This window comes from Ferrovibrio sp. (genome assembly GCF_017994015.1).
In the GTDB taxonomy this organism is placed as follows: domain Bacteria; phylum Pseudomonadota; class Alphaproteobacteria; order Ferrovibrionales; family Ferrovibrionaceae; genus Ferrovibrio.
Genome location: NZ_JAGOLP010000003.1, coordinates 38262 through 55874, shown reverse-complemented (window position 1 = coordinate 55874; position 17613 = coordinate 38262). Strand labels below are relative to the sequence as shown.

Here is a 17613-nt window from a genome sequence, read left to right as displayed (position 1 = left end):
GGTGAACCATGGCGACGGTTGCGGGAGGATCGGCAATGAATGGGCGCTGGATGCTGGCTATGGTGATGTATGCCATTGCGCGGCGCAGCTTCGGTGCCATGGCCCAGTCTGCGCCACCACAGCGTAGCGTGGCAACAATGCCGCCGCTTCCGCTCAACGATCTGGAGGATTTGATCCGCGCTGCCAATAACGGCGATGCGGAAGCACAATACCGGCTGGGCGTATTGGGCCTGGTCGGGAAGCTGGGTCCTACTGGGCGGAAAAAATGCCGCCTGCTGCTTTCCGCAGCGGCGATGCAGAATCACCCTGGCGCATGTTTTGTGCTGGGCATGTTGTATCAACATGGCGCTCTGATTCCGCAAGACAGGAAGAAGGCAGTTCATCTGTTTCAGCGCGCAGCGGGGACAGGCCATGCCCGAGCGCAGAATGCCCTGGCGCAATTGATGCTTATTGGCAATGGCGTTGCCCGTGACAGGGAAAGCGCCATCACCTGGTTTGAAACCGCCGCCGCACAAGGATTGCCTGAAGCCAAGGCGAATCTGGGTGCATTATACATTCACGATGGCGATGCGGTGGCCGAGCGCGAGCGCGGCATGGCCCTGATGATGGATGCGGCCGAAAACGGCATTGCCGATGCTCAGCATTTTCTTGGGCAGCATTATCACAACGATGCAAGAGTGCCGCAGGATTTCAAGGCGGCTTGTAAATGGTATAACATGGCGGCTGACCGGGGCCTGGCAACATCACAATATAATCTGGCCCTGCTGCTATTGCGCCCGCGAGACGAGCGTTTTAATCCGCCGGCTGCACTGAAATGGCTGCTGATTGTAGCTACAAGCCAGAATACAATTCTCAAACAAGCCGCTTCCAGGGCAATCAATGAACTGGCGCCGCAATTATCGCCGGTTGATGTGGCCAGCGCAACGGAAGCGGCACTGCTCTGGCAGCAGCAGCGCAAGCAGGCTTCGTTGTTAAAAGCCAGCTTATGAAAATTAGCGTCGGCAATATCCGTCTTGTCACCGGCGCTTTTCTGCTGCTGCTCAGCAGTGGCTGCACCCCTCTGCTGCCATTGGTGAGCGCGGCACTTGGTGCACTGGATGGTGGAGGCGGGACATCACTGGCGCGAGGTCCATTTGCAGGTGGTCCGTCTGCGGTGCAGAATAGCCGCCCAAGCGAGGCGGCGCCCACCCGCGATCCCCTGGCCGGGCTGGACCAGCGTGTGAAGTCGAGCTGCCAGGCTATGTTGCCGCCGCCTGATGCGGCGCCTATCGCTGGCTGTGCCATGCGCGACATGTGCCTGCCCGGCGGTGAACGACCATTGCGGATGCGGGTCTGTGCCGCAGCAAATAGTGATGTCGTTGTGGCATTGCCTGGAAGCCGGAAGCAGGATTGGTATTGGGCGCCAGAATAATTATTGGCTGTGACAGCAGTGGAGGGCTGAGCCTGGCTGTCTTTGTTGCGCCATTCCTGTATCGGCCATAGACCTCATGCGGAAATGACCAGAGCAGGCCGGGCGTTACAGACCCTATACCAAGATATGATGCCGCATACTGTTTGTCTGATGTGAAGCCGGGGCAGAATCCGGCACCCTGATCGTGTTGAAACCAAGCCGCCGAGCCGGCGGGCAACAGACGGGGCAGTCAGATGACCAATAACAGCCAAACAATCAGTGCGTCGCGCCGTATGGTTCTGAAGGGCGGCATGGGCATTGCCGCTTTGGCTGTGCTGCCTGCTGCTGCTGTTGCCCAGGCTTCGCCCGGCGCACCCACTCCCGCAGCCAAGGATATCCGCATCATGGACACGATCACCACCAAGGACGGCACCAGCATCTTTTTCAAGGATTGGGGTTCGCGCGATGCGCAGCCCATCGTTTTCCATCATGGCTGGCCGCTGAGTGCCGATGATTGGGACAACCAGATGCTCTATTTTTATGCCAAGGGCTACCGGGTTATCGCCCATGACCGCCGCGGCCATGGCCGCTCGACCCAGACCTACAGCGGCAACGAGATGGATACCTATGCCGCCGATGTGATCGAGCTGGCCAGGGCGCTGGACCTGAAAAACGCCATTCATGTTGGCCATTCCACCGGCGGCGGCGAGGTGGCGCGTTATGTCGCCCGGGCCGAGAAGGGCCGGGTTGCCAAGGCCGTGCTGATCGGCGCGGTGCCGCCGATCATGGTGAAGTCCGAAAAGAATCCGGGTGGCTTGCCGATCGAGGTCTTTGATGGCTTCCGCGCCGCCCATATCGCCGACCGGGCGCAGTTTTTCCTCGATGTCGCCTCCGGCCCGTTCTACGGCTTCAATCGCCCAGGCGCCAAGGTTTCCCAGGGTATCATCGAGAATTGGTGGCGCCAGGGCATGATGGGCGGCACCAAGGCCCAATATGATTGCATCAAGGCTTTCTCTGAAACCGACTTCACCGAAGATCTGAAGCAGATTGACGTGCCGGTATTCATCATGCATGGCGATGACGATCAGATTGTGCCGATCGCGGATTCGGCGCTGCTTGCCAGCAAATTGGTCAAGAATGGCCGTCTCAAGGTCTATCCGGGCCTTGGCCATGGCATGGCGACCATCAATGCTGATCTGATCAACGCCGATCTGCTGACCTTCTTCAAGGCGGCAGTCTGAACCCCCGCTTAGCTCGGAAGCCTTTCCCCCTGGGCTTTCCGGCCATGGCCGCCACCCAATCCCTCCCCCAAAGGTGGCGGCCAACCTTTTTGCAACTGAGCTGCAAGGACCTGCCGCATGACCGACAATGCCAAGCCCAAGCCGATGACCCATGCCAATGGCGCGCCGGTGACCGACAATTTCAATATCCAGACAGCCGGCCCGCGCGGCCCGGCTTTGCTGCAGGATATCTGGTTGATCGAGAAGCTGGCGCATTTCGACCGCGAGGTGATCCCTGAGCGGCGCATGCATGCCAAGGGCTCCGGTGCTTATGGCCGGTTCACAGTGACCGGCGATATCACACGCTTCACCAAGGCGAAGATTTTTTCCGGGCTGGGTAAACAGACCGACCTGTTCGTGCGCTTTTCCACCGTGGCCGGTGAACGCGGCGCCGCCGATGCCGAACGCGACATTCGTGGTTTCGCCATCAAATTTTACACCGAGGAAGGCAATTGGGATCTGGTTGGCAATAACACGCCGGTTTTTTTTCTGCGTGACCCGCTGCGGTTCCCCGACCTGAACCACGCGGTGAAGCGCGACCCGCGCACCGGCATGCGCAGTGCCAACAACAATTGGGATTTCTGGACCCTGTTGCCGGAAGCCTTGCATCAGGTCACCATTGTGATGAGCGACCGTGGCATCCCGAAAAGCTATCGCCACATGCATGGCTTCGGCAGCCACACCTTCAGTTTCATCAATGCCGAGAATCAGCGTTTCTGGGTCAAATTCACGCTCAAGACCCAGCAGGGTATTGAGAATTTGAGCGATAGCGAAGCCGCCGCATTGATTGGCGCGGATCGTGAAAGCCATCAGCGTGATCTTTTTGACGCGATCGAACACGGTAATTTCCCGCGCTGGACGCTTTATGTCCAGATCATGCCGGAAGCCGATGCCGGCAAATATCAGCTCAATCCCTTTGACCTGACCAAGGTGTGGCCGCACAAGGATTATCCGCTGATCGAAGTAGGTGAATTGGAGTTGAACCGAAATCCGGAGAATGTCTTCGCCGACGTGGAACAGGCAGCATTCTCTCCGGCAAATATCGTACCGGGGATCGGCTTCTCGCCTGACAAGATGCTGCAAGCCCGTCTGTTTTCCTATGGCGACGCGCAACGGTATCGCCTGGGCGTCAATTTCAACACCATTCCGGTCAATGCACCAAAATGCCCCTTCCACAGTTACCATCGCGATGGCGCCATGCGCACCGATGGCAACCACGGCGCCCGTCTGGCCTATGTGCCAAACAGCTACGGCGAATGGCAGGATCAACCCACACTGAACGAACCGCCGCTGGAACTTCAGGGCGCTGCCGGGCATTGGGACCATCGTCTGGACGAGGACTATTTTTCCCAGCCCGGTGATCTGTTTCGGTTGATGACGGCTGCCCAGCAGCAGGTGCTGTTCGAGAATACCGCGCGTGCCATCGGCGCTGCTGCCACAGAAATCAAGCAACGCCATATTGATAACTGCACCAGGGCAGACCCATCCTATGGCGCTGGCGTGGCAAAGGCGCTCGGTATGGCACTCTCACCGCGAGAACTGGCTGAAGCCGACTAGAAGCAATCGAAGGGGGGGCGGATAATGAAAAGCACATCATGCATGGAGCCTGAGCCGGTGGCCGATGTGATCCGGAATACCTGGCTCTGATACGATATCGTTGTGTCGGGATTAGGGTGCGGACCCGTTATTAATGGGTCCGCACCCTAAGCTGAATGCCGCCCTGACATGTCCAGGGCTCACATTTATGCACGCAAAGCCTCGGCATGCCATTCGATTTGGTCGCCGATGAAGCTCTGGATGAAATAGTAGCTGTGGTCATAGCCCGGCTGAAAACGCAGGGTGATCGGGATGCCGGCCTGGGCGCAGGCCGTGGCAAAGAGCTGCGGTTTGAGCTGGTTTTCCAGAAACTCGTCCGCCGTGCCCTGGTCGATCAGGATCGGCTTGCGCCATGCCGTCTGCGCCGCCAATGCGGTGGCGTCATACTGCTGCCAGGCCGCCACATCAGCGCCCAGATATCCTGTAAAGGCTTTGCGGCCCCACGGCACTTGGGCCGGCGCGACGATCGGCGAGAAGGCCGAGACCGAACGATAACGATCCGGCGCGCGCAACGCCGTGATCAACGCACCATGCCCGCCCATGGAATGGCCCATGATGCTGCTGCGCGCAGCATCAACCGGAAAGTTGTTCCGGATCAGCGCCGGCAATTCCTCGGTTATGTAACTATACATCCGGTAATGCGACGCCCATGGCGCCTCGGTGGCATCGACATAAAAGCCGGCGCCGGCGCCAAAATCATAGGCATCATGCTGGCCCGGAATATCCACGCCGCGCGGCGATGTATCCGGCGCCACCAGCACCAGGCCATGCGCCGCAGCATAACGCTGCGCGCCAGCCTTGGTGATCATGTTCTCCCAGGTGCAGGTCAGGCCGGAGAGATAATACAGCACCGGCAGGGCGGCACCGCTGGCCGCCGCCGCCGCAGCCTGGGGCGGCAGATAGACCGCCACTTCCATGGCGCAATTCAGCGTTGCCGCGTGATGCTGCCAGACCTGCTGCTCGCCGCCAAAGCAGGCCCAATGCTTCAGGCGCTGCATCAGAAGGTCACCACCGAACGGATCGATTCACCGCGATGCATCAGTTCAAAGGCATCGTTGATCTGTTCTAGCGGCATGACATGGGTGATCAGGTCGTCGATATTGATCTTGCCATCCATGTACCAATCAACAATCTGCGGCACATCGGAACGGCCACGGGCGCCGCCAAAGGCCGAGCCCTTCCAGACCCGGCCGGTGACAAGCTGAAATGGCCGGGTGGAGATTTCGGCACCCGACGGGGCAACGCCGATAATGATGCTTTCGCCCCAGCCTTTGTGGCAGCATTCCAGTGCCTGGCGCATGGTCTTGGTGTTGCCGATGCATTCAAAGCTGTAATCGGCGCCGCCCTTGGTCAGTTCCACCAGATGCGGCACCAGTTCGTCATCCTTCATGTCTTTCGGATTAACGAAATGCGTCATGCCGAATTTTTCGGCCATGGCTTTGCGGGCCGGATTGATATCCACGCCGATAATGCGGTCTGCACCGACCATGCGCGCGCCCTGGATCACATTCAGCCCGATGCCACCCAGGCCGAACACCACCACATTGGCGCCGGCCTGCACCTTGGCGGTGTAGACCACGGCGCCGATGCCGGTGGTGACGCCGCAGCCGATGTAACAGACCTTCTCGAAGGGCGCGTCGGGCCGGATTTTGGCCACCGCGATTTCCGGCAGCACGGTGTAATTGGCAAAGGTGGACGTACCCATGTAATGCCACACCGTCTGGCCGCGGCATTTGAAGCGGCTGGTGCCATCGGGCATCTGGCCGGCGCCCTGGGTGATGCGGATCGACTGGCAGAGATTGGTCTTGCGGCTCAGGCAATAGTCGCATTGCCGGCATTCTGGCGTGTAGAGCGGAATGACATGGTCGCCCTTCTTCACGCTGGTGACGCCGGGGCCGATATCCACCACCACGCCGGCGCCTTCATGGCCCAGAATGCAGGGAAACTTGCCCTCCGAATCAAGGCCCGACAGGGTATAGGCATCGGTATGGCAAATGCCGGTGGCCTTGATTTCGATCAGCACTTCGCCGGCTTTCGGGCCTTCCAGCGTCACGGTCTCGATGCTGAGCGGCTGCTTGGCCTCAAAGGCAACGGCGGCGCGGACATCCATGGTCACTTCTCCAGAAATACGGGGGGCTAGAAATTACCGGCGCCCTTCGGCTTTGGTGCCGGTACAGGATTGCGGTATCGGTCGCCAGTGTATCAACCATCCTATCGGTTTGGGTACGCTTACGACAGATTCCCGGCATCAGGGCTGGCCATATCAGGCCAAGCTCAAACCAAGCTGGCGTCGCTTCCAGCCTCTGCGCCGTAGCCGATCCAGTCCGCGATCAGCCACTCGTTGACGCAATCTATATTAGAGGCTGGCTAGATTAGAGGTTGGACCCTAAGAAAAATCTCTGCAAACGAACGATTCTTTATCGTCCTGCAAGGTAATTTCTGGCGGAAACTTGGCCTGCCGAGCGTACTATCAATGCAGGCCGATATGCTGCCTAAGCAGGATTGGTCAGTGGCAACCGTGACGGTAACGCCCTGTCAGTGCAGGCTGTTTATCCTGACAGCACGGCCCGCAATCCAGAGTATGTGAGAAAAAAGTCGGCTGGATGTGCTCTTGGTTGAAAAATATGAACTCAATGCATAGAATCTGACGCGGTTGCGTATCAGCACAAAGTTAATAAGCGATTGTATTATCGCTATAGTAAATCTACCCGTGCTTTAACCCCCTTTTTCACCCAATCAATGGCTGTTTCTGAGGTCAAACTATGAATCTTCGCCTCCCGCTTGCTGTTGTTGTTTTTGCCCTGCTTGCCGCCTGTTCGCCGCGCCAGATTCATAATACCGATGAGCGTCCGGTGCCACTCCAGGCGCAGACCCAATCGCTTGCCAACCTGGAAAAAGCCATCATCGAAGCCGGTGCGCCGCGGGGCTGGGTTTTCACGAAGGCCGCTGAAGGCCACCTACTTGCAACTTATGCGAGAAATAACTGGAGTGCAACAGTCAATATCTTGTTCAATCAGAAAACCTACCGCATCACCTACAACAACAGCGTTAATTTGAAAAAGAATGGTGATTCAATCCACTACAACTACAATCGGTGGGTCAATAATCTGGATGAGGATATCCAGCTTAAACTGGCCCAGCTTCGCGCTTAGCTGCGAATAAACGGCAGCGGTTTGGGCGAAGAGACTTGGGGGGGCGCCATGAGATTTTTTCTTGCCATCGCCATTGTTGTGCTGGTGGCGGCCTGCACCCCCCGGGTGCAGCCGGTTTATGTGGTTCAAGACCATCCCTTGCCCAAAGCGGCAGCGGCGCTGAGCCAGGAACAATTGGATACTATCGCCCGGGAAGCGGCGGTAGCGCGCGGCTGGATGGTCGAGCGCACGGCACCGGGTCAGTTTAGGCTGATTCAGAGATGGCGGACCCATAGTGCGGAAGCCCAATTGGTGATCGCTGCACGCGGCTACAGTGTCAATCTGGTCTCGTCGACCAATCTCAAGGAAGCCGAAGGCCATATTCACCGCGCCTACAACAACAATGTTCGCGCACTCGAAGCCGAACTGGAACGCCGCCTGTTCAATGCCTCGAATTAAGAGGGCGTGATGCAGACCTCAATGCGCGTCGCCGATTGGTTTGCTTGGTCGCCGGGCCGTAGCGACCGACAGGCTTGGCGTGCTTGGGCGGGAACACAACAGATGGCAATGGCCGATCCGGCTGCTGCCATCGTTTTACCGATGCTGCTACGCCGGCGCCTTTCGCCACTAGGTCAGGCCCTGCTTGCTGCTGCCTTGGCCTGTGGCGATGCGGCCTGCCGGGCGCGACTCATTCTTGCCACCCGCCATGGCGAATTGGCTCGCACGGTCAATATATTGCAGGCTCTGTCCGATGCCACGCCGCCATCACCGGCGGATTTCAGCCTATCTGTACACCACAGTCTGCTTGGCCTGCTGTCGATCCATACCGGCAATCGTCATGCTCATGCTGCGATTTCGGCGGGTGGCGACAGTTTCGTTTGTGGTTTGCTGGAAGCATCGGCATGCCTGCATGCCGTGCCCGAAGAGCCGGTGCTGCTGCTTTTTGCAGAGGAAGCGCTACCTCCCCCCTACGACGAGGTATTCCCAGATGCGGCGAAAGAGACGCCGCTGGCCCTCGCCCTGCTGCTGACCAAGCGGCAGGGCACGGAAATCGCCTCACTGATAAGCAAAACCGGCAGCATGTCAGCACTTGAGTTCCTGCACGCTTTTCTCAAAGCTGAGGCGGCCTTGGCAGATGCGTGAACGGATCAGTTATTGCTGGCGTTTGTTCGGCACGGGCCTTGGCTTCGCGCTTCTGTTTGGCGGCGGTGCAGTATTGGCGATATGTTTCTTTCCGTTGCTGGCGCTCAAGCGGACACCTGCTGTGGAACAGGCGGCGCTGAATCAGCGCGTTATTCATTACATCTTCAAATTTTATGTGCTCCTCCTGAGGGCGTTGGGCGTCCTGTCGATCACTGTTGAGAACCGGGCGATACTGGCGAATGGTGGTGGCCGTATCATCATTGCAAACCATCCCACGCTGATTGACGTGGTTCTGCTTATGGCAATTCTCCCCCGCGCCCAATGCATTGTGAAAAAGGAACTGTGGTCCAGCCCCTATCTCGGGGGGGTGATGCGGTACGCTGGCTATATCCGAAATGACCTGGCTTTCGAAGAAATGTTGACTGCCTGCCGCGCTTCCTTGGCCGCCGGCAGCGACCTGATTGTGTTCCCGGAGGGCACGCGCACATCGCCCGGCGCGCCGGTTAGGTTCAAGCGCGGTTCGGCACGGATCGCCTTGTTCCTGCAGGCCAACATGCAGCTGGTCAAGATAGAATGCACGCCGCCGGCGCTGCTGAAAGGTGATGCCTGGTGGAAAATACCGCCCCAAAAACCGCTCTTTACCATCAAGGCAGGCCCATATGTTGAGGTGGGCAGCCACCTGGAGTATGAATATCACTCTCTTGCAACCCGGCAATTGAACCGGAAATTGGAAGGGTATTTCGCGGAAAGCAGTGTGCATGGATGAGCTTGAAGTTCAACTGAAGGTCTTGATCATCGAGACCCTACGGCTCGAAGGCATTACCCCGGCAGATATTGCCAGCGAGGAAGCCCTTTTTGTCGATGGTCTTGGTTTGGATTCGATCGACGCTCTCGAACTCGGCGTTGCCCTACGTAAAACCTTCGGCATCCAGTTCGACAGCGAAGCGGAGGATCTCAAAAGTCATTTCGCCTCTGTGCGTAGCTTGGGGCGCTTCATCACGAGCAAACGTGCGACTTGAGGGCAGGGCCATGTTTTCGCGTGAGATGATTTTGGAAAAATTGACAGGTTACCTCGAAGATATGTTCGAGGTGCCACGTGAACGCATCACTGAAGCCGCGCTGCTCTATGAGGATCTTGACCTTGACAGCATCGACGCGGTCGATCTGGTGGTGAAGTTGCAGGAGCTGACCGGCCGAAAATTCAAGCCGGAAGAGTTCAAGACGGTGCGAACAGTCGGCGATGTGCTTGATCGTGTCCATGCGCTCGTGGCGGAGTAACGTTGCCCCTATCGCCGTTCTAGGCCTTGCCGGTATGGCATATCCCATCGTGCTGTATTTTACCCGTGATCAGCTGCCGCCGCTGGCTTTTGTCATTGCCGGTATCTCACTCGTTCTGTTGCGCGCCGGCCTTGCGCATGATGTGCGCTTGCGGTCCTGGCGCGTCCCGCTGCTTCTCGCATTGGCCCTGATGTTGGTAATCGCCTTGCTGGATGCTGAACTTGGTGCGCGCTTCTACCCGGTGGTCATGAGCTTGGCAGCAGCTACCGTGTTTGGCGTTACGTTGCTAAATCCACCCAGCCTGATCGAACGCCTGGCGCGTCTAAAGGATGCTGATCTGCCCGATCAGGCCATTAGCTATTGCCGTGCCGTCACCTGGATATGGACGATCTGGCTGCTGCTGAATGCCGTTATCGCCGCCACCCTGGCATTGGCTGGGATGGATGCTGCTTGGGCGCTTTGGACCGGCATAGTCGCCTATGTCATCGGCGGGATATTGTTGGCGGGAGAATGGATTTTTCGACGCCAGTTCCACGCTCAAGTCACTACCCGGCCATGACGCCTCCGGTGCATGCCCTGCAAGGATTGCTCGTCAGCCGGTCTGTCGGGTTGTCGCCTTTTCAAGATGATGTCGCAGCCGTCCTGGCGCGATTGCCGCGCGGTGGTATCGGCCTGCTGGCGGCGCAGGATGCCTATTGGAGCGCTGTGGGACTGTTCGCGCTGCTGGCTGCGGGTTGCGAAGTGCGGCTGCCGGCTAATCTACAGGCTGAAGCGCTGCAAGGCGCAGCCACGGACTGCACCGTAATTCTGGCGGATCAACTGCGTCCGGGCCTTGTGCAGAGCCTGATCCTGTCCGGGCTGCCAGCGGCAGACAAGGCGGCGTTGCCATGGCTCGATGCCGCTGCGCCGATCACACTCTTCACCTCTGGCTCAACTGGCAAAGCCAAGGCAGTGCGTAAAACTTTGGGCCATCTCGACCGCGAAGCCGCTGCGATCGAAGCCTTGTTGCGCGATCTGGTGCCGGCGGACGCTGCTGTGCACGGCATGGTGCCGCCGCTGCATGCTTATGGCCTGGCTTTCCATATCGCCTGGCCCCTGGCTACGGGACGGCGCATCGTTGGCACATTGAATGAGATATGGGAGAGTGCTTTCGCTGCTCTGGGATCAGGTGATGTGCTGGTAACCGGACCGGCACATCTGCGGCGCATGCAATGCCTGCCGCCATTGCCGCCCGAGCGGCGCCCCAGTCTGGCACTATCCGCCGGCGGGCCGCTGGCGGAAGACTCCGCTATTGCCGCGGCTGCAATTCTCGGCTGTCCGCTTGTTGAAATCCTCGGCAGCACCGAGGCCGGCGCCATCGCCTCACGGCAGCCTGCCGCGCATCGTCTGGCATGGCAGCCCTTGCCCGGCGTGCAGGTTGCGGCGGCAGCGGATGGCGGCATGCAGCTCGTCTCTGGCCACGCTGCGGATCTGGCTGCCGCGTCCGCTGATCGCATCCGTATGGTGGATGCAATTTCGCAGGCTTTCGAGTTGATCGGTCGTGCCGATAACGTTCTGAAGATTGAGGGCAAGAGAGTGAGCCCGCCCCAGGTGGAGCAAGCCTTGAGCGCCACCGGGCTGGTCGCCGAGGCTGCCGTGTTCATGCTCGATGAGCAATTGGCCGCAGCGGCAAAGCTGACACCGGAAGGCGAGCGGGAATACACAGCTTTGGGTGGATTTCGTTTCGGCCGCCTGCTGCGCCATCGCTTGGCCGTGCAACTCGAACCTGCCAGCCTGCCGCGGCGCTGGCGTTTTGTTGCCAACCTGCCCGAAGATGCCCTGGGTAAGCGCCGTTTGGCGGCTTTGCGAGCCTTGTTTGAAAACCACATGCCGGGCCTGCCGGAATTGATCGCCATCCGAGACCAGGACGACAGCTTGGAACTTGATCTGATGGTCACCGACGACCTGCCAGTGCTGGCGGGGCATTTTCCCACTATGCCGGTTGTGCCCGGCGTGGCGCAGCTCGATTGGGCCATGGCGCTGGCCATGCGGCATATGGGTGTGGCGATCCGCAGCGCACAGCAATTTCAAGTTAAGTTCAGCAATCTGCTGCGGCCGGATACTCTTGTGACGTTGCAATTGCGCCATCGCACCGAAGCCCGGCGCCTGCATTTCGAATATCGCGCCGGCGACACGATATTCTCCAGCGGCAGCATTGCCCTGGATCCGCCATGAACGGCGAGCCGCGTTTCTGCGCCGTGATTCCGAGTTATAATCACACCAATCGTATTGCCGGTGTGATTGCGGCTGCGCGTCGGCAGCAGCTACCGGTTTTTGTCATTGACGATGGCAATACTGGGCCGCAGCGTGCGGAACTGGCCCTCCTGCATGATCCGGCGGCTGGCGTGACCGTGCATCGGCTTGACTATAACCAGGGGAAGGGGGCTGCAGTTCTAACCGGTTTCGCGCTGGCTGGTGCGGCAGGTTTCACGCATGTTGTGCAGATCGATGCCGATGGCCAGCATGATATGGCTGCCCTGCCGTCGCTGTTGGCACTGGCCCGTCAAGAGCCTCGGGCGCTTGTCACCGGCCTGCCGCAATACGACCACACGATTCCGCGCGGCCGCGCCATCGGCCGCTGGATAACCCATGTTTGGGTCTGGATCGAAACCCTGTCGTTGGAAATCAGCGATTCCATGTGCGGTTTCCGTGTCTATCCATTGGCGGCCGTACAAGCCCTGTTGGATCGCGGCGAGCATATAGGCCGTCGGATGGATTTCGATACTGAAATCATGGTGCGGCTGTTCTGGTCTGGCACGTCGGTGCGCGGCGCCCCCGTGAAGGTGATATACCCGCCGGAGAATACATCCAACTTTGATTTACTGCGCGACAACCTGCGGATCATAGCCATGCATACCCGTCTGGCTTTGACCATGCCGCTGCGGCTGCCTGCCTTGCTGGCCCGGCATTGGCGCGCGACGCGGAGTGAAACGCGGTTGCATTGGGCGGCATTGCCCGAGCGAGGCATTCTGTTTGGCATGCGCTTTTGCGCCATGGTCTTGCGCCTGTTGGGGCCAAAATTCGCCGGGCCGCTGCTGAACCTGGTGGCGCTGTACTTCTATCTCACCGCCAGCCAGCGCCGGCAGACGGCAAAGGAGTATCTTGCGCGCGTATTCGCCGCCGCCGGCCAGGCTCGCCAACCCGGCTTTGCAGACGGCTATCGTCTCTTCCGCAATTTTGCTCAACGCGGCTTGGATGTCTTCAGCGGATGGGCTGGGCAGGGCCCGCCGGTGGAGCAGGGCGATCTGCGCGATCTGCTGGCCACCGGCGACAAGCCGCGCGGTGCGGTGATCGTGGTCGCTCATGTCGGCAATGTGGAGGTGGCCCGCAGCGCATTGCCGCCAGCGTTGCAGCGCCGCCTGTTGGTTCTGGTGCATACCCGGCATGCCGAGAATTTCAATCGCCTGCTGTCTGAATTCAATCCGGAAGCCGCGCTGAATACACTCCAGGTCAGCGAGATCAGCCCTGACACCGCACTGCAGCTGGCCGAACATGTGGAAAGCGGCGGCTGGGTGCTGATCGCCGGCGACCGTGTGCCGCTGTCCGGCCAGCGCGTTTCTTGGGTACCCTTCCTGGGGCATGCTGCGGCCTTTCCCCAAGGCCCTTTCATTCTCGGCGCCCTGTTGCGTTGCCCAGTGCATGCTCTGTTCTGTCGTAAGCTGGGTGCCGGCTACCGCCTGAACGCGGTGACCCTTGCCGAAGAAGTTGTGCTGCCGCGCGGTGCGCGGCAACAGGCGCTGGACATATATGTTCGCCGCTTCGTTGCATTGCTTGAACAGGAGGTGATTGCCACCCCTTATCAGTGGTATAATTTCTTCGATTTCTGGGCTGATACTAACGGAAGCCGACCATGCTCACCGCCGAGGTGACGATCAAACCGCAATTCCATGATTTCGACCCGATGCAGGTGGTCTGGCATGGCAATTACGCGCGTTATCTTGAAGAAGCCCGCGCTGCCTTGCTTGATCGCATCGGCTATAACTATCCCGAGATGGTGGCCTCGGGCCTAGCTTGGCCGATTGTCGACATGCAATTGAAATATATCCGGCCTATTCGCTATGGCCAGCGCATCCGCGTGACGGCCACGCTGGTGGAGTATGAACACCGCTTGCGCTTCGATTATCGTTTGCGCGATGAAGCCGGCGGCGAAATCCTGACCAAGGCCCGCACCACGCAATTGGCGGTACGGATCAGCGATGGTGAATTGATGTTCGCGTCCCCACAGGAATTACTCGACAAGGTGAGGGCCTTGCTGTGATGCTGCGTCACTGCATCTTCATGGCGATGATGGTGTGCCTTGTCTTTGCCGGCGATGCCTGGGCGCAGCAGGCCGCCGCGAATCTGACCGGACGTTTCAGCCAGGAACGCTATTTGCAGGGCTTCAACGCGCCCCTGCGCAGCGAGGGAGGGTTTGTGCTCGCGCCTGGCCGCGGCTTGATCTGGCGCATCGAACAGCCTTTCACAATGGTAACGCTGATTGGCCCGGCAGGTCTGGTGCAACAGGTGAACGGGCGCGAAACGATGCGCCTGCCCGCCGACCGTATGCCCTTGCTAGGGCAAATCCATGCCTTGCTGGGCGCGGCATTAAACGGTGACTGGCAACAATTCGAGACATTGAACTTCGATATTGCCCGCAGCGCCGAGGGAGAGGTGTGGCGTGCCGAGCTGACGCCACGCGGCGGCACCCTGGACGCCACGGGCTTCCGGCGTATCGTGGCGCATGGCCGGCGTTTCGTTGAAACCCTGGAAATGGAAAAGCAGGGTGGAGACCGGGACCGGCTGGTATTCTTCGATCATACCCTGTCGCCGCAACCCCTGGCCGCCATTGATGCGGCCCTGCTGGATCAATTGTCGCCTCGATGAAGATGAAACGATCGCTCGCTTTCATCTGGATCGCGGTAGTGCTGCTTGCCGCCGGTTATCTTGGTTTTCGCCTACAGGATGGATTGAATTTCCGCTCCGATCTGCTGGCCCTGCTGCCGCGTGAGGATCACGATCCCGAATTGCAGCTTACACATGAAATGATGACCGAGGCTTTGAGCCGCCGCGTGCTGCTGATGGTTGGAGACGCCGACAAGGCCATGGCCCGCCGGGAGGCTGATCGCATTGAACAAGCTTTACTGGCAGGAGGCGCATTCTTGCCGGGTACGGCAGCCGGGAGCGAAGCTCTGCGCGCCATCGGTGAACTCTACGCCGCGCATCGCGGCCATCTGCTGGCCGCCGAGGATCGTCAGGCCCTTCTGCGCGGTGAGCCGGACCGTGTCGCGGCGCGTGCCATGGCGCAAGTATTCAGCCCGGTCATGCCACTGAATGCCGCCTGGCTGCGGCAGGATCCGTTCCTGCTATTGCCGGCATTCATTGCTGATCTGCCACGCCCCAGTGGCCGCGCCTTGCCGGATGCGGGCCGTTTGGCGGTGGTGGATAATGGCATTACCTGGTTCCTGGTGGACCTGCGCCTCAATGGCAGTCCCACGGATCTGGACGTGCAGAGCCGAGCCGTAAACAGTGTGGCGGCGGCGCTGGCCGCCGCGCAAAGGCAGCAGCCTAGCCTCCACACCTTGCGCCTTGGCACGGTCTTCTTCGCCGAAGCGGGCGCCCGCAGCGGCCTGCGCGAAGCTTCCTGGCTTGGCAGCCTGTCACTCATCGGCACGGCGGTGCTGTTGCTGGTAGTGTTTCGCAATGCACGGCCCTTGCTGCAAAATATGCTGACCGCCGCCGTTGGCGTCCTGGTTGGCTTGGCAGCAAGCCTGTGGCTGTTCGGCGATCTGCATATCGGTACGCTGCTGTTTGGCACCAGCCTTATCGGCGTGGTGGTGGATTACAGCCTGCATTATTCCGCCACCGCCTTTGATCCTGCCGGCGGCACGCCGGCAGAGCGTTTGCGCCGCATCGGCCCGGCCTTGTGGCTCGGCCTTGGCACCACGCTGATCGGTTATATCGCGCTGGCAATCGCGCCACTGCCCGGCTTGCGCCAGATTGCTGTTTTCTCGGGGATCGGCCTGATCGCGGCATTTCTTTGCGTTGTGCTCTGGCTGCCGCTGCTGGATCGCCAGCAGGCCCAGCCAGCCGAAGGCTGGGCCTTTCGTCTTGCCACGCAGCACTGGCCGCGCCTAGCGGGGCTGGCCAATAGCCGCCGCCGCTTCCCCGCTCTCATCATCCTGGCTTTGCTGGCGGGCTATGGCCTGCTCACGCTCCATCCCAACGATGATGTCCGCCGTCTACAGTCTCTGGCTCCAGATCTGTTGCAGCAGCAGCAGCAGGCGCAGGCGCTTCTGGGAGGCGTGACGGAAACGCAGTTTCTGTTGATCCGAGCGGGTGATGACGAAGCCGCATTGCAACGTCAGGAATCGTTGCGGCCGCTGCTGGATAAGCTGCTCGGCGATGGCAGCCTGCTCGGTTATCTGATGCCAGCCGGTTTTGTGCCCTCCCTGGCACGGCAGGCGGAGAATGCAGAGTTGATAGAGAAGGTGCTGGAATCAGCCCATGGCGAGAGCCAGCGCACCCAATTGGGCCTTGGCGCTGAACTGCCAGCCGCAACAGCGCCGCTTACCTGGAATACGGCCCGGCAATCGGGCGCCCTGCCTTTCCTGGAGGCGATGGCGCTTTGGCCTGGCGGCCATGTGGTGTTGCTTCAAGGCCTGCGCGATCCGGCGGCATTGCGCCAGGCGATCAGTGGCAACAATGGTGTCACCCTGATCGACCCTGCTGCCGATGTGAGCCAGCTGCTGGGGCGCTACCGAGAGCGGGTGCAGTGGCTGCTTGGCCTTTCCTGTTTGCTGCTGCTGCCGGTGCTGGCATGGCGGTATGGCTGGCAAGGCGCCATCTGGATGGCATTGCCGCCGGCCCTGGCCATGGCGCTGACGCCGGCCCTGCTCGCCTTGCTTGGCTTTGCCTTCACTGTCTTCCATGCCATGGCCCTGGTGCTGATCCTTTCCATCGGCATCGACTATGCGATCTTCTTTGCCGAAAGCGAGCCGGCTGAACGCCCGGTGGCCCTGTTGGGGACGGTGCTGGCGACGCTGACGACGCAGCTCGCCTTCGGCCTGCTGGCCTTTAGCAGTGCGCCGGCCGTGGCCGGATTCGGCCTCACCATGCTGATCGGTATCACCGCGGCCTGCCTGCTGGCGCCGCTGGCTGGTAAGGCGCGGCCAGGGCGGCGACGGCCATGATGCGTCGGCGCGATCTGCCCTGGTTGTTGTCATTGCCCTTTGTTGCCGGCTGTGCTGTCAGCCGCAGTGAATTGCCGCCGACTGCGCCGCTGTTGGCGCCGGGTTTGCTTCTTGCACTGCCGCAACCCGGCGAAATCGGGCGTGACCTGCGGGCCTATCAACTGGTCACGCTGCGCTACGGCGACACCAGTTTCGTGTTTGAAAGCCATATCCAGATCGTCGACAACCGTTTCATTCTGCTGATTGTCGATACACTGGGGCGTCGGGCATTGCAGTTGGATTGGACTGGCATGGATGTAATCGCCCAGCCTGCTGCCTGGCTGCCAGACATCTTGCGGCCCGGCAGCATGTTGGCGGATATCGTGGCACTGCACTGGCCAGAGGCTAGCTTGCGTCGCGCCCTCGCTGCGAGTGGCGCCGCGCTGATCGATCTGCCGGGGCAGCGCCAAGTCATTTTGGCGGGTCGTGTGATCGCAGAGGCGCGCTATGATTTTGCGCCGGCACAGCGCTGGACCGGAACGGCGCAGTATGCGAACCAGGCCTGGGGCTACAGTCTCAGGATCGAGTCGAAGGAGATCGGGGTGTGA

General features: G+C 60.0%; 18 protein-coding genes. 16 read left to right on the top strand and 2 right to left on the bottom strand.

What is annotated here, in order from left to right; translation table 11 throughout:
* Positions 1-35: 35 nt before the first annotated feature.
* The 3 genes from KBB36_RS03170 to KBB36_RS03160 all read left to right on the top strand — a co-directional run bounded on the left by KBB36_RS03170 (position 36) and on the right by KBB36_RS03160 (position 4227).
* Complete coding sequence (locus tag KBB36_RS03170; protein WP_290976766.1) at positions 36-989, top strand: tetratricopeptide repeat protein; 954 nt, start codon at positions 36-38, stop codon at positions 987-989.
* A gap of 805 nt (positions 990-1794) precedes the next feature.
* Positions 1795-2631, top strand: a complete 837-nt coding sequence (locus KBB36_RS03165) for an alpha/beta hydrolase (RefSeq protein ID WP_290977157.1) — start codon at positions 1795-1797, stop codon at positions 2629-2631.
* A gap of 117 nt (positions 2632-2748) precedes the next feature.
* The gene (locus KBB36_RS03160; RefSeq protein WP_290976763.1) at positions 2749-4227 is read left to right on the top strand and encodes a catalase; all 1479 of its coding nucleotides are present in this window, start codon (positions 2749-2751) and stop codon (positions 4225-4227) included.
* Between the two features lie 185 nt (positions 4228-4412).
* Here the strand turns inward: KBB36_RS03160 and fghA are convergent, their stop codons facing one another.
* Both fghA and KBB36_RS03150 read right to left on the bottom strand, forming a co-directional pair.
* Positions 4413-5264, bottom strand: coding sequence for an S-formylglutathione hydrolase (gene fghA, locus KBB36_RS03155; RefSeq protein WP_290976760.1), 852 nt, complete (start codon positions 5262-5264; stop codon positions 4413-4415).
* Positions 5264-6376, bottom strand: a complete 1113-nt coding sequence (locus KBB36_RS03150; RefSeq protein WP_290976757.1) for an S-(hydroxymethyl)glutathione dehydrogenase/class III alcohol dehydrogenase — start codon at positions 6374-6376, stop codon at positions 5264-5266. The genes fghA and KBB36_RS03150 overlap by 1 nt, the downstream gene beginning before the upstream one ends.
* 652 nt (positions 6377-7028) lie before the next feature.
* On the opposite strand from KBB36_RS03150, the gene KBB36_RS03145 reads away from it, so the two are divergent.
* The 13 genes from KBB36_RS03145 to KBB36_RS03085 all read left to right on the top strand — a co-directional run bounded on the left by KBB36_RS03145 (position 7029) and on the right by KBB36_RS03085 (position 17613).
* The gene (locus KBB36_RS03145) at positions 7029-7418 is read left to right on the top strand and encodes a hypothetical protein (protein ID WP_290976754.1); all 390 of its coding nucleotides are present in this window, start codon (positions 7029-7031) and stop codon (positions 7416-7418) included.
* A 48-nt stretch (positions 7419-7466) separates the two neighbouring features.
* Positions 7467-7856 carry a hypothetical protein gene (locus KBB36_RS03140; protein ID WP_290976751.1) on the top strand — a complete coding sequence of 130 codons (390 nt, stop codon included), beginning with the start codon at positions 7467-7469 and terminating at the stop codon, positions 7854-7856.
* Positions 7857-7865: 9 nt separating this feature from the next.
* Positions 7866-8540, top strand: coding sequence for a beta-ketoacyl synthase chain length factor (locus KBB36_RS03135; RefSeq protein WP_366933164.1), 675 nt, complete (start codon positions 7866-7868; stop codon positions 8538-8540).
* The gene (locus KBB36_RS03130; protein WP_290976749.1) at positions 8533-9306 is read left to right on the top strand and encodes a 1-acyl-sn-glycerol-3-phosphate acyltransferase; all 774 of its coding nucleotides are present in this window, start codon (positions 8533-8535) and stop codon (positions 9304-9306) included. Before KBB36_RS03135 ends, KBB36_RS03130 begins: the two co-directional genes overlap by 8 nt.
* Entirely contained in the window at positions 9299-9559 is a 261-nt protein-coding gene (locus tag KBB36_RS03125; protein ID WP_290976747.1) for a phosphopantetheine-binding protein, read from the top strand. Before KBB36_RS03130 ends, KBB36_RS03125 begins: the two co-directional genes overlap by 8 nt.
* A 10-nt stretch (positions 9560-9569) precedes the next feature.
* Positions 9570-9818 (top strand): acyl carrier protein, encoded by a 249-nt coding sequence (locus tag KBB36_RS03120; protein WP_290976744.1) that lies wholly within the window; start codon positions 9570-9572, stop codon positions 9816-9818.
* A gap of 34 nt (positions 9819-9852) precedes the next feature.
* A complete protein-coding gene (locus KBB36_RS03115; protein ID WP_290976742.1) occupies positions 9853-10377 on the top strand; it encodes a hypothetical protein in 525 nt (174 codons plus the stop codon).
* A 92-nt stretch (positions 10378-10469) separates the two neighbouring features.
* Complete coding sequence (locus KBB36_RS03110; protein WP_290976738.1) at positions 10470-12032, top strand: AMP-binding protein; 1563 nt, start codon at positions 10470-10472, stop codon at positions 12030-12032.
* Positions 12029-13726: a glycosyltransferase family 2 protein gene (locus KBB36_RS03105; protein WP_290976734.1), complete on the top strand. Its 1698-nt coding sequence runs from the start codon at positions 12029-12031 to the stop codon at positions 13724-13726. The genes KBB36_RS03110 and KBB36_RS03105 overlap by 4 nt, the downstream gene beginning before the upstream one ends.
* Entirely contained in the window at positions 13708-14115 is a 408-nt protein-coding gene (locus KBB36_RS03100; RefSeq protein WP_290976730.1) for a thioesterase family protein, read from the top strand. The genes KBB36_RS03105 and KBB36_RS03100 overlap by 19 nt, the downstream gene beginning before the upstream one ends.
* A complete protein-coding gene (locus KBB36_RS03095; protein WP_290976727.1) occupies positions 14115-14720 on the top strand; it encodes an outer membrane lipoprotein carrier protein LolA in 606 nt (201 codons plus the stop codon). Before KBB36_RS03100 ends, KBB36_RS03095 begins: the two co-directional genes overlap by 1 nt.
* A gap of 2 nt (positions 14721-14722) precedes the next feature.
* On the top strand, positions 14723-17026 hold the full coding sequence (locus tag KBB36_RS03090) for a hypothetical protein (RefSeq protein WP_290976724.1): 2304 nt from the start codon (positions 14723-14725) through the stop codon (positions 17024-17026).
* Positions 17023-17613: a DUF3261 domain-containing protein gene (locus KBB36_RS03085; protein WP_290976722.1), complete on the top strand. Its 591-nt coding sequence runs from the start codon at positions 17023-17025 to the stop codon at positions 17611-17613. Before KBB36_RS03090 ends, KBB36_RS03085 begins: the two co-directional genes overlap by 4 nt.